We start from the raw sequence: 14,220 nt of genomic DNA on the forward strand, positions 1-14,220 counted from the left end.
CTGCCGAAGGAACAGGGCGAACTGGTCAAGGACATCGTCCCGAGCCTGATCACCGTGTCCGGCATCCAGCGCGTGCTGCAGTTACTGCTGAACGAGCGGATATCGATCCGCGACCTCTCGACCATCCTCGAAGGTGTCGCCGACGCCCTGGCGTTCTCGCGCAACCCCTCAACCATCGTCGAGCACGTCCGCGCCCGCCTAGCCCGCCAGATCTGCGCGCAAAATACCTCCTACAATGGCTATCTGCCGCTGATCGCGCTGTCAGCGAAATGGGAGCAGGCCTTCGCCGAGTCGATCATCGGTACTGGCGAGGACCGCAGCCTGGCCATGCAGCCGTCGCGGCTGTCGGAATTCATGACAACGGTGCGTGATCGCTTCGAACAGGCCGCACGCGAGGGCGAAGCGCCGGTGCTTGTCACCTCGGCCTCGATCCGGCCGTTCGTGCGCTCGCTGGTCGAGCGGTTCCGGTCGCAGACTACCGTGCTGTCACAGGCCGAAATCCACCCGCGCGCCAAGCTGAAGACCGTCGGCAGCGTCTGATCAGGCCTGCCGGCCCTTTCAAAATCGATGCATATTCGTCACAGACAAGCGTTTTGACAGAATGACGCGCCGCTGGCTTCCGCCCGATCACGCCCGTGAGATTTCGTTATCTCATTGAATATATTAGTTTATTTTACATTATCGCAATGTCGGCATGAGCCACAATCGCGTCGGCTCACGTCTTTTCACTGCCTTGTGATCAGACCTTTGGAACGCACGGTCGAGTCACCACGTTTCTATCCATGAGATGTTGAACCTGCCGACGGCGACCCAGACAGAGGGACGTGGGCAGTACAACGCAGGAGCGTTTCGATGAACCACTCAATTTACAGCGCGGATCGCATGACTCACCTCAAGGTCGTTATCGTTGCCCTGATCGCTGGGATCTTTGTCGCCGGGTTCGGGATTTCCGCGCGCGTCAACTCCGAGGAAAGCTTCACCCAGACGGCAAGGGTGATCAAGGCCGGCGCGCCGGTCGCAGTGTCCAGCTCGAATGCCAATCTGGTCCGATAGTCATTCAGGAATTCGCGCGGCGATGTCCCCCAAGGTCGCCACGTGAATATAGCGAAGCTCCACTTTCCCCCGGGTGGACTTCAAACGGAAAACGCCCGCTCCCCACGGGCGTTTTTCTTTGTCTGGAGTCTGGACGCGCGCGCCTGAAACTCGTGACGAAACAGCGAAGCCATCCAGCCGTTAAGAACTGGATGGCTGGATGACCGCGGCGCGTTGACGACAAGGCACACGGATTACCGTGTCGACGGAACGGTTTCGATCAGCTTGCCGGTATAGACGATCGGACCGGTCGCCTGCCCGGTCGGCGATCCGCCTTCGGGCTCAACCGTCACGGCATAGGTCGCCTGATTGACGGTGTCCGGATCATAGGCCGCCAGCGCCGCGCGGGTGGTGAAGTCGTTACTGCCGATCACGCCGAGCGACCGCGGACGCGCCAGCTTGTCGGACACGATCCACAATTCGTAGTCCTTGCCAGGCTGCTGCGAGGCGCCGACCTTCCGGACTGTAAAGTTCTTGGTCACCGCATCCACCGTGAGGATAAACGCCGGCGACGTGGCATCGGTCTGCAGCAGCGCCACATATTGCGCCTGCGCCGCCGCGCTCAAAGGGGCCGGTGCGGGAATCTGCGCTACCTGCGGCAATGGCTTGGGGCGCAACCCGTCCGGCAGCAATTCGGGACGATAGGCCTGCACCGCGATCATCGCGACCAGCACGGCGGCAATGGCGGTCATTCCGGTCGCCACATTGCGCCAGCGCTGTGCCTGCCGCGAGAATACGATAACATTGGCACTGGCCGCGACGGCTTCCGCGCGCGCCGCCGCTTCATCGGCGTTATCGTTGGCAACTACCGCGGCGACCACCGGCCGCGGCGCCTCCGGCAATACAAGCGCTTCCTGCGCGACCGAACTACCGATCGCGACCCTGATTTTTTCCCACACCTCGGGGCGCGGCTCGACCAGCCCGACCATCTCGTTCAGGACGCCGAGCTTTCGCCCCCACGCCTCGACAAGCGCGGCGAAGTCCTTGTCGACGGACATCATGGCCTCGACCTGCGTGCGCTCATCGGCATCCAGTGTGCCGAGTGCATACTCCGCTGCGAGCGCGATATGATCTTCGCTATAGGCCATCATTTCAGTCCCAGACACTCCCGGATATCCATCATGCTGCGACGCAGCCACGTTTTCACGGTGTTCACCGGCGTTTCAAACTTGGTCGCGAGCTGTTCGCGACTCCATCCATTGTAGTAGGCAAGCAGCACCAGTTTCTGGCGGTCCGGCTCCAGCCGTCCCACGCATTCCAGCAGGCGTTTCAGTTCCTCGGTCATTTCCCGACGCGCGAGCGGGTCGGGCGTATCAGCGGCGACTTCCATCGCGGCAGGCTCTTCTTCGATGGATACTTCGGTCTTCTTACGAACCACATCGATCGCCCGGTTGCGGGCAATCGATGCCATCCACGTGATAGGCGAAGCGAGCCCGGGATTGAATTTTCCGGCGCTGTTCCAGATCTTCACATAGGCCTCTTGGATGACCTCCTCCGCGAGATCCTGTCTGCGCAAGATACGGAGCACAACGCCAAAGAGTTTCGCGCGCGTCGCGGCATAGAGGCGCTCGAATGCGGCCTCGTCCCCCTTTGCAACCGCGGCGATCAGCCAGACGAGTTCAGCTGGCGTCAGCATTCAATTTCCTCAACCTCAAGGTACAGTTCACGATCCGGCAATCCATGGCGATAGTCTATTTGTCTGGTAGCATATATCCAGCCACCGCCGCCATGTCGGCTCTCAGACTGTGGACGGCCAAACAAAACCCCGGACCTCGCGGCCCGGGCTCGATAATTCGATTGATCGCCGCGGGGTGGGCGTCGCCTGGACGTCAGGCGACGGCGCCGATGCGGGCGCGCATCAGGCCGATGCTGTCGAGGTCCGCCTGTTCGCGGGCGTTTTCCTCGGCGCGTTCGCGGGCCTGGTCGCGCTCGTCGAGCAGCTCGACCTTCTTCAATTCCTCGAACGCCTCGGTGAGCAGCGATTTGGCGTCTTCGAGCTGGATGCGCAATTCATCGGCCGACCGCGTCAGGTTTTCGCGGCGCTGGATCGCGGCCTTGGCATAGGTCGGATAAGCGAAATGGCTAGGATCCTGAATGCCGGCGCGGTCCTGCTCGGTCTGAATCTCGCGCTCGAGATCAACCGACATGCGCTGGAAGTCGGCGATCATGCCTTCGATCTGGTTGACCCTTCGGCGCTTCTCATCGACCTGAAACTTCTTCAATCGGATCAGCGTGTCACGTGACTTCATCGACTCGTACTCCCCAGAAGTCCCAGTCTCAACGCGGGACAGATCCGGTCGCCCGCGAAGGCGCTACCGGTAGAATCTCTACTCTGAATAGATGATGGCCTGACAAAGTTAGCGTTCCGTTTCCAAACTACCAACGATTTGCTCGAGTTGCTGGTATCCTGCTGCCAAACTGGCGACTTCGTCCTTGCGCTGCCGCAAAAAGCTCTCCAGCGGCTCGTGCAGCCGGATGGCTTCATCGACCTCGGGGCTGGAGCCCGCGCGGTAGGCGCCGAGCCGGATCAGCTCCTCCATGTCCGAATAGGTCGCCATGATCTGGCGGGCCCGCGTGATGGTCGGCAGATAGACCGGATCGCAGGATTTCGGCATCGTCCGCGACACCGACTTCAGAATGTTGATCGCCGGATAGCGGCCGCGCTCGGCGATGGCGCGCTGCATCACGATATGGCCGTCGAGAATACCGCGCACGGCGTCGGCGACCGGCTCATTATGGTCGTCGCCATCCACCAGCACCGTGAAAATACCGGTAATCGAGCCCTCATTGATCCCTGGCCCGGCACGCTCGAGCAGCTTCGGCAATTCGGTGAATACCGTCGGCGTATAGCCCTTGGCGGTTGGCGGCTCGCCCACCGACAGGCCGATCTCGCGCTGCGCCATCGCAAAGCGGGTCACGGAGTCCATCATGCACATGACGTCCTTGCCCTCGTCGCGGAAGAATTCCGAGATCGACATGGTCAGGTAGGCCGCCTGGCGCCGCATCAGGGCTGGCTCGTCTGAGGTCGCCACCACTACCACGGCCCGCGCCAGACCTTCGTCGCCGAGATCCTCCTGCAGAAATTCCTGCACTTCGCGGCCGCGCTCGCCGATCAGGCCGATCACCGAGACATCGGCATCGACGTTACGCGCCAGCATCGACAGCAGCACCGACTTGCCAACCCCGGAGCCGGCAAAAATGCCCATACGCTGGCCGCGGCAGCAGGTCAGAAACGTATTCAGCGAGCGCACACCGAGATCGAGCGGCGCTCCGACCCGCTTGCGCGAATGCGCCGGCGGCGGCGAGTTCCGGTACGGCATCGGCGCCGGTCCCTGCTCCAGCGGCCCCTTCCCGTCGATCGGTTCGGCCATCGCATTGACGACCCGCCCCAGCCAGGAAATCGAAGGCCGCACCTGGCTGGCGGCATTGGCGATCACCGCGCGGCAGCCGCGGCGAACGCCTTCCAGCCCCGCGAACGGCATCACCACCGCATTGCTGCCGGAAAACCCGATCACCTCGGCGGGGATGAAGCGGTTTGTACCGGTCTCAATCACGATCCGTGCCCCCACCGACATGGCATGGATCGGACCGGCGATTTCGACCATCAATCCACGCACGCCGACGACGCGGCCATAGATGTTGACGCCGTCGAGATCGGTAATCTGTTCCGCGAGCGCCTTCATTGCGAAAGCCTTAAGTTTCTACGCATTGCTGAACGGCTCTTAACCCGGTGTTTACCCGCATCGTTAATCATTACATCATTGTCTGAGGCTGCTGAGAGCATTTTCTTTTCAGAACGAAGGGCGAGTCGAGAGAGTCGGTTACCGCTGGCTCTTAATGTGGAACTTGAACGGCAACGGAAACAAAAAACGTCTTGGCTGCAATATCTTATGGCGATTCGACAAAAATTGCACGGTTTGGTCTTGCGCAAAGGAATCAGGTTTTGTTAACCATATGTCGTCAGGATCCGAATCAGTTGTTCAAAGGCGTTTTTTGGTGCCGCAAGTGCGGCCGACCTGACGCCCGGAGCGGCGACTAAAGGGGACTGGCATGCGCGTTTTGCTTATAGAAGATGATAGCGCGGTAGCGCAGTCGATTGAGCTGATGCTCAAATCCGAGAGCTTCAACGTCTACACGACGGATCTCGGCGAAGAGGGTGTCGATCTCGGCAAGCTCTACGATTATGATATTATCCTGCTCGACCTCAATCTTCCGGATATGTCCGGCTATGATGTGCTCAAGCAGCTGCGGGTGTCGAAGATCAAGACGCCTATCCTGATCCTTTCCGGCCTCGCCGGCATCGAGGACAAGGTCAAGGGCCTCGGCGTCGGCGCCGACGACTACATGACCAAGCCGTTCCACAAGGACGAACTCGTCGCCCGCATCCATGCGATCGTGCGCCGCTCCAAGGGCCATGCCCAGTCGGTGATCCAGACCGGCGATCTCGTCGTCAACCTGGACACCAAGACGGTGGAAGTCGGCGGCCAGCGCGTGCATCTGACCGGCAAGGAATACCAGATGCTGGAGCTGCTCTCGCTCCGCAAGGGCACCACCCTCACTAAGGAGATGTTCCTCAACCATCTCTATGGCGGCATGGACGAGCCCGAACTGAAGATCATCGACGTGTTCATCTGCAAGCTGCGCAAGAAGCTCGCCAATGCGTCGGACGGCCGCAACTTCATCGAAACGGTCTGGGGACGCGGCTATGTGCTGCGCGAGCCACATGAAGAAGAGATGATCCGCATTCCGGCCTGAGCTCAGGCCTGACCAATACGGCGAGCCGGTGCTCGCGCCTCCCGAACTGACCCCGCCGGAAACGGCGGGGTTTTTGTTTGGGGTGCGATCGCGCGCTGACGGATACTACGACCCGAGTTGCGATGTGACGGTCCAGGTGATGGACGCCGCGCCATCCGTCGCGCCGGGGCCGGTCGACCCCTGCGCCAGATAATTGCCGTTCGACACCGACGATGGCGACAGGCTGGCGGTACACGGGCAATTTCCGTAAACGTTCTCAGGCGTGAATTTGTAATTGAGCGTCAACGCTGTGGCGCTGTTGCCTATGCTGATGCCGATCGAGCCTGACGCCGCGCCGTTGGTGCCGGCGGTGGAGTACGCCTGGCCCGTCTGACTGTCGGTGTCGGCGATAGTGTTGCCGTTGCCGATGCTCTGGATGGTACCCATCGTAGGACTAACCGACGCGATGGTGATGGTGGTCCCTGAATTGTTGGCGATCACGACTTTGGTGCCGTCGCAGCAGCTCATGATGTCACTCCTTCAATGGGTCAAGATGCTGCGGGCCGTTGTCAACTGACGCCCGACGGAATTCGTTGATGGCAAATGAGTCGGCTGGAAGCCGTTGCGAGGCGTCGGCTTACGATCGATACGTCTTCGCGAGGAACGAGTGGTCGCGGCGGCAGCGGCCAGCCCGGCAGGGTCTCCGTCAACCAACTATTCACAAAACAGATAAAAGCCTGAAAAGTTAGCGAACGATCGAACTCATCGCTGGAAAAGGGTCTGATCTGGTCTCGCGCCCATCGAGGAGCCTGTTGCCTTGCCACCCTCGTCAAGACTTCAAAGATTGTCCATGGCGGCGGCGTATTGATGCCCGGAAACATGACACGGTCAAAATCCGAGCGGAGGACAGTTGCGACGAAACACATCTCACGGCAGGCATATGGGAGTTGTTGCCACTCCCGCAGATCCGGCCATCGATCAAGAAAAGTCCAGTCGACGGAGTAATAGAAACAACACTCCACACGCCCTTTTCTCGTGGGGTAGCTTCCACGAAACACCGGCTGATTGACATAACCATTCAAGCGAAAAGTGTGCGCGCTTTCTTCATCAAGTTCACGTTGGAGCGTGGTCAAAGGGCCCTCTCCTCCCTCCACGCCACCGCCAAAGAATTGCGGCTCTCCCGGGCAATAGACGATGCCGCCCGGATAAGGGCTCATGAGTGCTTTGATGGGAAATATCATGAGATCATCGTAGCAAAGGATTACGTAATTCTTCGGCATGGCACTCCCCCATAGCGATGAACCGCAACTCTGTCAGGCGGACTTGCCGAGTTTAGGAGGCGGCGAACGCCGGACTGACAGCGGGCGTGCGACCTGGCTGGCCAAGCCGCTGAGATCATAGGATTGCACGATCACCACGCTACCGCTGCTGACCGTCGCCATCGGGGTCCCGGTCAATGTGAATATCGTCAGGACATCCACCATCTGCCAGCGCAGCACCAGGATCGGCACTTTTGAATTGTTGGTGACGACATCCGATACATAGGTGCTGGTCTGTTCAGTGATCGTGACCTGCTGAAACACCGATGCGGACATGTTGAGACTGGCGGAAACGCTTGCCGACACCGGCCCCCATCCACCGCCCGCCGACGTACCCACCGATGCCGCCACGGTGGCCTGCTCCGATGACGTCTCCTGCTTCCCGGAGGTGACGGTGAAGCTGATGGTGCGCGTTTCACCGGGAACGATGGAATAAGAGTCGCCCTGCAGTGCCCAGTATTGCTCCCGCGTCACGTAGTTCGAGGTGGACGAAATGGTCTCGCCAGGCCCGGTGGGCGGCAGGGTGCCGCACGCCACCAGCACCCTTGGTGAATTCGGCGGCACCATAACCGTTTGATTGGGCTGTGGAATCGGACCGATATCGTTCGGATCAATCAGCATCGTGTTGTCGAGGTGATACCCGGTCGCGCTGGTGAGTTCGATCACGCTGATGAACGCGCCGCTGGTTGGTAGCGAAAACAGGAAGAAGTCACCAACGTTCACGTTCGAAACCGGCGCGTTACTGTTCGCGAAGATGGTCCCGAGATATTGATGATAGCCGCTGCCGTCGATGAAGAATAGTTGCACGGTGAACGGCAGGTCGTTGTAAAACTCAACGCTGCTCAGCGCTGCACCTCCGGTCGGCGAGACCAGCGTGCCGTTCAGCGCAGCCACATAGTTTGCATTCATCTTCCCCCCCTCGGGTTTTGGATGTACAAAATACTACTACAATCTGTAATAGAAATTGCAACCATTACCTGCCGTCGGCAAGTCTGTTGCGCACCGTGGGGGTGGGTGTGAACGCCGGTGCCTCAGGAAACGTCGCGGCTCACTAGCCGCAGCACATTCTCAAATACGGGACTTGCTGTCGCAATGTCGTTTTCATGCCGACAGCGATCGGCGCGATTTCGTGTTCGCGCCCAGGCCAACGCGCTGCCGCAAAACCATCTGGTATTCAGAGCGATCGAGCAAGTGCCGCGGCTGGCGCAGGCCGGATTCCAGGATTCTGAACTACGTTTGAAAAGACTCATTGCGGCGCGGGCGTTACCGGCCCGCGCCGCGGGGATTAAGGATCAGCGGATCGACGATGTAGCGACGCGAATCGGCTGTTGCCCCATGCCGGGCACGATCGAGGGCGCCGCGCGCGCGGTATTTGGGCGATAGATCCCGCGGCGGTCAGCGTAGGGCTTGAAGACGTCCGTCAACCCGACCACGGTTTCCGCGGCGCCGAGCGCGAGAAAGCCATCCGGCTCCATTACCTTGCCGAGCCGGTTGAAAATCTGTGACTTCATATCCTGGTCGAAATAGATCAGCACGTTGCGACAGAAGATGAGGTCGAACTTGCCCATATGGGTGAAGTCCTGCAGCAGATTCAGTGGCCGGTACTGGATCATCGAGCGAATGTCGGGATTGATCTGCCACATCTCGCCGATTTGCTTGAAATACTTCACCAGCAACTGGATCGGAAGCCCGCGCTGGACCTCAAACTGGCTGTAGATGCCCGACTTGGATTTATCCAGCACCTGCTGCGATATATCGGTGCCGATAATCTCGACGCGCCAGCCGCTCAGCGCGGCGCCCATTTCCTTCAGGCACATCGCGATCGAATAGGGCTCCTGCCCGGTCGAGGCCGCCGCGCACCAGATCCGCAGGCTGCGTCGCCCGGCGCGGGCCTGTAGCAATTCGGGCATTATAGTGTCGCGCAGATGATCGAACGGAATCTTGTCGCGGAAGAAGAACGTCTCGTTGGTGGTCATCGCCTCGATGACGTCGGAAGCGATCGCCGCCGAGCCACCTTTGATCTTCTGCACCAGTTCGTCGATGCCGGCCAAATTGGCCTTCCGCGCCAGCGGCGTCAGGCGGCTCTCGACCAGATATTGCTTGTCGATCGACAGATCGAGCCCGGAACGTTCCTTCAGGAACTTGCGCAGGAATTCGTAATCGACCGGATTCATGAGCGGTCTCCCGAGAAGATCCGGACCAGTTTCGGTGCGATCTGGTTAAGCGGCAGGATCGCCGAACAAATACCGGCGTTGGCGGCGGCACCGGGCATACCCCAGACGACGCTGGACGCCTCGTCCTGGGCGATGACGTTGCCGCCGGCCGCGACAATATCCTTGCCGCCGCGCATGCCATCGGAGCCCATGCCCGTCAGTACGACGGCCAGGATGGCCCCCTGCCAGACATCGATAGCAGAATTGAACAGCGGATCGACCGCCGGCTTACAAAAATTCACCGCCGGACCGTCGTCGAGCGCGATCGCGATGCCGGCCCCCTGTTTGACGACCCGCATGTGCTTGCCGCCCGGCGCCAGATAGATCTGGCCAGGCTTGACGGCCTCGCCGTCGATACCTTCATGCGCCGGCCGCTTGCTGGCACGTGCCAGATGCTCGGCGAGAATGGTGGTGAAGGTCGGCGGCATGTGTTGCGTGATCAGCACCGGAACGCGATCGATGACGGCGCCGATTTCGGTGACCAGCGCCATCAGCGCCTGTGGGCCACCGGTCGAGGATCCGATCAACAACACCCGCGGCGTGATCGCGCTGAAAGGCCGTTTGACCAGTTGAGCCTGCGCGGCGACGGTCGCGACCGGCCGCGGCGCCGTGTCGCGCGGGCGACCGAGCGGCGCGATCGACGGCGCCCCGCCGGTCTTCAAACGCCGAACCTTCATGCCGAGATGACGGATCTTCTGCAGCAGATCGTGCTTGAAAATATCGGCCGCGGCACTTTCGCGCGTGCTTTCCGACTTTGGAATGTAGTCGGCGGCGCCGAGAGACATCGCCTTGAAGCTGATTTCCGCGTTGCGACGTGTCAGCGTCGACGCCATGATCACGATCAAATTACGCTTCTTGGCCAGAAGCTGTGGCAGCGCTTCAATGCCGTCGAGCTCCGGCATTTCGATATCGAGCACCGCGACATCGGGATTGATGCGTTCGATCTGGTTGACGGCATCAAGACCGGTGCGCAGCGAAGCCGCGACCGTCATGTCCGGCTCGGCTTCGATCCAGCGCGAGATCAAGCCGCGAATCACGACGGAGTCGTCGACTACCATGACCCGCAGCGGTTCATAGCGTGTCGTATCCGAACCTGGAGGGTTCATCAAAGCTGTACTCATGGAATCACCAACGCAACAGAACGCAACAATAAAAATTAAATATTACTTTAACGATCGGAGGCGCGAACGCCCCGTTTCCGGGGCGATCGTCAGATCAGACCGACTTCATGAAACTTCGCCGACACGATTTCCTTGTCGAATGGCTTCATGATGTATTCGTTGGCGCCGGCATGCAGCGCGCGTGCGATATGCGCGACGTCATTTTCCGTCGTGCAGAACACCACCTTTGGTGCATCGCCACCGGGCAGGCGGCGCAAATTGTGCAGGAACTCGTAGCCGTCCATGACGGGCATGTTCCAGTCGAGCAGGATGGCGTCGGGAAATCCGCTCTTGCAGACCTCGAGAGCCTTCTCGCCATTTTCGGCTTCCGTTATTTCGAAATCCAGACCTTCTAAAATACGTCGTGCCACTTTACGGATGACGCTGGAGTCATCGACTACCAAACAAGTCTTCATTTTGGCCTCTGCAGTTGTTGTCCTAAAGGACACTAATATCCCGACGGTCGAGAGCCTTATGCGGCCAATTTGTCGGGCGAAATTTCAAGGATTTTATCGACGTCGAGAACGACCATGAGCTGCCCTTCGAGACGATGGACGCCCGAGGCCATCTTCGCCATGCGCGGGTCGAGATTGACCGGGTTAACTTCCCGACTGTCGTCGGCGAGCTTCAGAACCTCGCCGATAGAGTCGATCAGCAGACCATAGGATTCACCGCGAAGGTCAACGCCGACCGCCATCGGCGGCTTGCCATCCTCGTTCTTCGGCAAGCCCAGACGGGAGCGCATATCGATCGCCGTGACAATGCGACCGCGCAAATTTAGTACGCCGGCAACGTCGCTGGACGACAGCGGCACACGGGTCAGCCGCTCCGGCATGAAGACGTCCTGCACGCGAGAAATCGGCATACCGAACAACTGGCCCCCGATCATGGTGGTGACGAATTCGGTAATCGCGCCGTCGGCGCTGTGCTTGGTGTTAGTGGTCGTGGTGGTCATCGTCATGTCCCTCATGCCGCCTGGTGAATGTCAGTGGTCTGCTCTTTCAGCGCGGCAATCAGGCCGGGCCGGTCGAACTTGGCGACATAATCGTGGAAGCCGGCGAGGCGACCGCGCTCGATGGCCGCGGGAGAAACCATCGACGACAGCGCGATGATCGGCGTGTGGGCAAGCTTGGTGTCGGCGCGAATGGTTTCGGCGAATTCGAAGCCGTTCATGTCGGGCATTTCGATGTCGGTCAGGATCGCATCGAATTCCTGGCCGGAGCGCAGCACGACGAGGCCTTCCTGGGCGTTGGTGGCGACCCGCACACGGTAGCCGGCGGCCTTGAGGACCGGGGAGAGCATGTTACGGAAGAACGCCGAGTCATCAACCAGCAGGATCGACTGCGCCGTGGCGGAGACACGCATCTCCTTGCGGGTAAACCAGTCAGAGAACGCCATCGGCAGGAAGTGGCCGACATCGATGACTTCGGTGGCAAGACCCTTGATGACCGCGGAGCCAAGAATGCCTTCACGGCCGCTCGCGACTTCAATGTGAAGACGCTCCTCGACAATATCGACGATCTCGTCGACCACGAGGCCCATCGAGCGGCCGTCGTCGGCGAACACCAGGATCGGCTGGGTTCCAGAGGTGCGCACCGTTACGTTTTCCATCTGCACCAACGGCATCAACTGGTCACGGTACTGAACCATGTAGCGACCGTTCGACAGTTCGATCTTCTCGACGCTGATCTCTTCGAGACGCGTCACCAGCCCAAGTGGTACCGCCTTCGGCTGCGACGAACCGGCGCGGAACACCAGCAGTGAGGTGAGCTGTTCGGCGGCCATCGCGCGGGCGGCGGCATTCTCTTCGGCGATCTCGCCCTGGCTCGACGCCGCGGCGCCCAGTTCCTGCGCGATGCCGTTCGGATCGATGATCATGATCACCGCGCCATCACCGAGAATGGTGTTGCCGGAGAACATACCGATGTGGCGGAGCTTGGTCGACATCGGCTTGACGACGATTTCCTCGGTGTGGAACACGCCGTCGACGACGATGCCAAAGGTCTGGTTGCCAACCTGGGTAACGACGATAAAGCCGTTTTCGGGATCGGTGGAGGTGCCGTCGTCGATCTGCAGCAGCTTCTTCAGATGCATCAGCGGCAGCAGCTTGTTGCGTAGCCGCAGCACCGGGGTGTCCTTGATGCGCTCGATGCGATGTTCGGAATTGGCGCGCGCGCGCACCAGCTCGACCACGGCCAGCTGCGGAATGGCGAAACGGTCACCACCGGCTTCCACGATCAACGCCGACACGATGGCCAGCGTCAGCGGGATCTTGATGGTTACGCTGGAGCCTTCACCGGCGACCGACTTGACGTCGATGGTGCCGCCGATCTGATCGATGTTGGTGCGCACGACGTCCATGCCGACGCCGCGTCCGGAAACGCTGGTGATGGCGGCCGCGGTCGAGAAGCCCGGTGCGAAGATGAACTTGTGGACCTGCGCTTCCGACATCTTCTCGATCTCGGCCTCGGTCGCGAGACCGTTGGAGATCGCCTTGGCCTTGATCCGCTCGGTGTTCAGACCGCGACCGTTGTCGGCGATGCAGATCAGGATGTGACCACCTTCATGATAGGCGGACAGGCGGATGGTGCCCTGCTCAGGCTTGCCGGCCTTGACGCGCTCTGCGGGCGTCTCCAGCCCGTGGTCGGCCGAGTTGCGCACCATATGCGTCAAGGGATCCTTGATCAGATCGAGCACCTGACGATCGAGCTCGGTGTCAGCACCGTGCATCTCGAGGTCGATCTGCTTGCCGAGTTCGCCGCCCAGATCGCGGACGATACGCGGCAGCTTCTGCCACGCATTGCCGATCGGCTGCATGCGCGTTTTCATGACGCCGTCCTGCAGCTCGGCGGTCACCGTGGAAAGCCGCTGCAACGGCACCTTGAATTCAGTGTCCTCGTGGCGGCGGCTGATCTCCAGCAGCTGGTTGCGGGTCAGCACCAGCTCGGAGACCATCGTCATCAGATGTTCGAGCGTGTCGACGTTGACGCGGATCGACTGGTTGGCAATCTTGTCGCCTTCCGGCGTTTCGATCTCGACGACCGACTTCTTGGCCACGGGCTTCGGCGCGACCTTCTCGATCACGGCGACGACGGGCACCTCGTCGACCGGCTCGGCCACGGGCGCTGCGACGACGGGTGGCGTGATTTCGATGGCGGTTTCCTGGAAGGCGCGCTCCAGTTCGTCGAGCGATACTTCGCCCGGGCGCAGTTCGCGCTCCAGAACCGGTACCAACAGCGGCGCCGGCTCTGGTAAAGCCGGAACGATCGACGGGGTCTTCATGGATTCCATGCCCTTTTCGACCATTTGGTGAAGTTCTTCAATCAGATCCTGATCGACACCTTCCGGCTCGGCTTCGGTAGCTTCGAGCTGGCTAAGGATCTCCTTAATACGGTCGATGGTGGTCAGGATAAGCGTAACCGCCTCCCCGGTAACCGGCATGCCATCACGGAATTTGCCCATCAGAGTTTCGGCGGCGTGCGCCAGCGCTTCCAGACGTGGCAGCCCAAGAAAGCCGCAGGTGCCCTTGATGGTGTGTACCAGCCGAAAAATATTATCTAAAATTTTCGCGTTGTTCGGATCCTGCTCGAACCGGACCAACTGATTGTCAACAGTGTCCAGGCTCTCGTTCGTTTCCGTCAAAAATTCGCGCAGAAGATCATCCATGAAATTGGCCTTCGCACCCCGGCGCGCGACTTTCGC

At 60.3% G+C, this 14,220-nt stretch carries 15 protein-coding genes; 3 read left to right on the forward strand and 12 right to left on the reverse strand.

Annotated features, from left to right (window positions below; all coding sequences use genetic code 11):
• The coding region (locus tag Q0S16_RS16490) for an FHIPEP family type III secretion protein (protein ID WP_295850147.1) at positions 1-540 on the forward strand (540 nt) is incomplete at its 5' end.
• 312 nt (positions 541-852) lie between these two features.
• Complete coding sequence (locus Q0S16_RS16495; RefSeq protein WP_295850148.1) at positions 853-1,053, forward strand: hypothetical protein; 201 nt, start codon at positions 853-855, stop codon at positions 1,051-1,053.
• A gap of 233 nt (positions 1,054-1,286) precedes the next feature.
• Here Q0S16_RS16495 and Q0S16_RS16500 read toward each other — a convergent pair whose 3' ends face one another.
• The 4 genes from Q0S16_RS16500 to fliI form a co-directional block, all read right to left on the reverse strand.
• The gene (locus tag Q0S16_RS16500) at positions 1,287-2,180 is read right to left on the reverse strand and encodes an anti-sigma factor (RefSeq protein WP_295850149.1); all 894 of its coding nucleotides are present in this window, start codon (positions 2,178-2,180) and stop codon (positions 1,287-1,289) included.
• Positions 2,180-2,728 (reverse strand): sigma-70 family RNA polymerase sigma factor, encoded by a 549-nt coding sequence (locus Q0S16_RS16505; RefSeq protein WP_295850150.1) that lies wholly within the window; start codon positions 2,726-2,728, stop codon positions 2,180-2,182. Before Q0S16_RS16505 ends, Q0S16_RS16500 begins: the two co-directional genes overlap by 1 nt.
• Positions 2,729-2,921: 193 nt before the next feature.
• The gene (gene fliJ / locus Q0S16_RS16510) at positions 2,922-3,341 is read right to left on the reverse strand and encodes a flagellar export protein FliJ (protein ID WP_295850151.1); all 420 of its coding nucleotides are present in this window, start codon (positions 3,339-3,341) and stop codon (positions 2,922-2,924) included.
• A gap of 108 nt (positions 3,342-3,449) precedes the next feature.
• On the reverse strand, positions 3,450-4,775 hold the full coding sequence (fliI, locus tag Q0S16_RS16515; RefSeq protein ID WP_295850152.1) for a flagellar protein export ATPase FliI: 1,326 nt from the start codon (positions 4,773-4,775) through the stop codon (positions 3,450-3,452).
• Positions 4,776-5,142: 367 nt separating this feature from the next.
• Between fliI and ctrA the strand changes: the two genes are divergently transcribed.
• Positions 5,143-5,847, forward strand: a complete 705-nt coding sequence (gene ctrA, locus Q0S16_RS16520; protein ID WP_295850153.1) for a response regulator transcription factor CtrA — start codon at positions 5,143-5,145, stop codon at positions 5,845-5,847.
• 105 nt (positions 5,848-5,952) lie between these two features.
• Here the strand turns inward: ctrA and Q0S16_RS16525 are convergent, their stop codons facing one another.
• The 8 genes from Q0S16_RS16525 to Q0S16_RS16560 form a co-directional block, all read right to left on the reverse strand.
• A complete protein-coding gene (locus Q0S16_RS16525; RefSeq protein ID WP_295850154.1) occupies positions 5,953-6,354 on the reverse strand; it encodes a hypothetical protein in 402 nt (133 codons plus the stop codon).
• Positions 6,355-6,395: 41 nt separating this feature from the next.
• On the reverse strand, positions 6,396-7,106 hold the full coding sequence (locus Q0S16_RS16530) for an NUDIX domain-containing protein (RefSeq protein ID WP_295850155.1): 711 nt from the start codon (positions 7,104-7,106) through the stop codon (positions 6,396-6,398).
• Positions 7,107-7,139: 33 nt separating this feature from the next.
• Positions 7,140-8,054 (reverse strand): hypothetical protein, encoded by a 915-nt coding sequence (locus Q0S16_RS16535; protein ID WP_295850156.1) that lies wholly within the window; start codon positions 8,052-8,054, stop codon positions 7,140-7,142.
• 383 nt (positions 8,055-8,437) lie between these two features.
• Positions 8,438-9,319 (reverse strand): protein-glutamate O-methyltransferase CheR, encoded by an 882-nt coding sequence (locus Q0S16_RS16540; protein WP_295850157.1) that lies wholly within the window; start codon positions 9,317-9,319, stop codon positions 8,438-8,440.
• Positions 9,316-10,479, reverse strand: a complete 1,164-nt coding sequence (locus tag Q0S16_RS16545) for a chemotaxis response regulator protein-glutamate methylesterase (protein WP_295850158.1) — start codon at positions 10,477-10,479, stop codon at positions 9,316-9,318. The genes Q0S16_RS16540 and Q0S16_RS16545 overlap by 4 nt, the downstream gene beginning before the upstream one ends.
• Before the next feature lie 89 nt (positions 10,480-10,568).
• A complete protein-coding gene (locus Q0S16_RS16550; RefSeq protein WP_295850159.1) occupies positions 10,569-10,934 on the reverse strand; it encodes a response regulator in 366 nt (121 codons plus the stop codon).
• Between the two features lie 56 nt (positions 10,935-10,990).
• A complete protein-coding gene (locus Q0S16_RS16555) occupies positions 10,991-11,473 on the reverse strand; it encodes a chemotaxis protein CheW (RefSeq protein WP_295850161.1) in 483 nt (160 codons plus the stop codon).
• An 11-nt stretch (positions 11,474-11,484) separates the two neighbouring features.
• Complete coding sequence (locus Q0S16_RS16560; protein ID WP_295850162.1) at positions 11,485-14,184, reverse strand: hybrid sensor histidine kinase/response regulator; 2,700 nt, start codon at positions 14,182-14,184, stop codon at positions 11,485-11,487.
• Positions 14,185-14,220: the final 36 nt, after the last annotated feature.

Origin of the sequence: Tardiphaga sp. (genome assembly GCF_025356345.1) — a bacterium.
Lineage (GTDB): Bacteria > Pseudomonadota > Alphaproteobacteria > Rhizobiales > Xanthobacteraceae > Tardiphaga.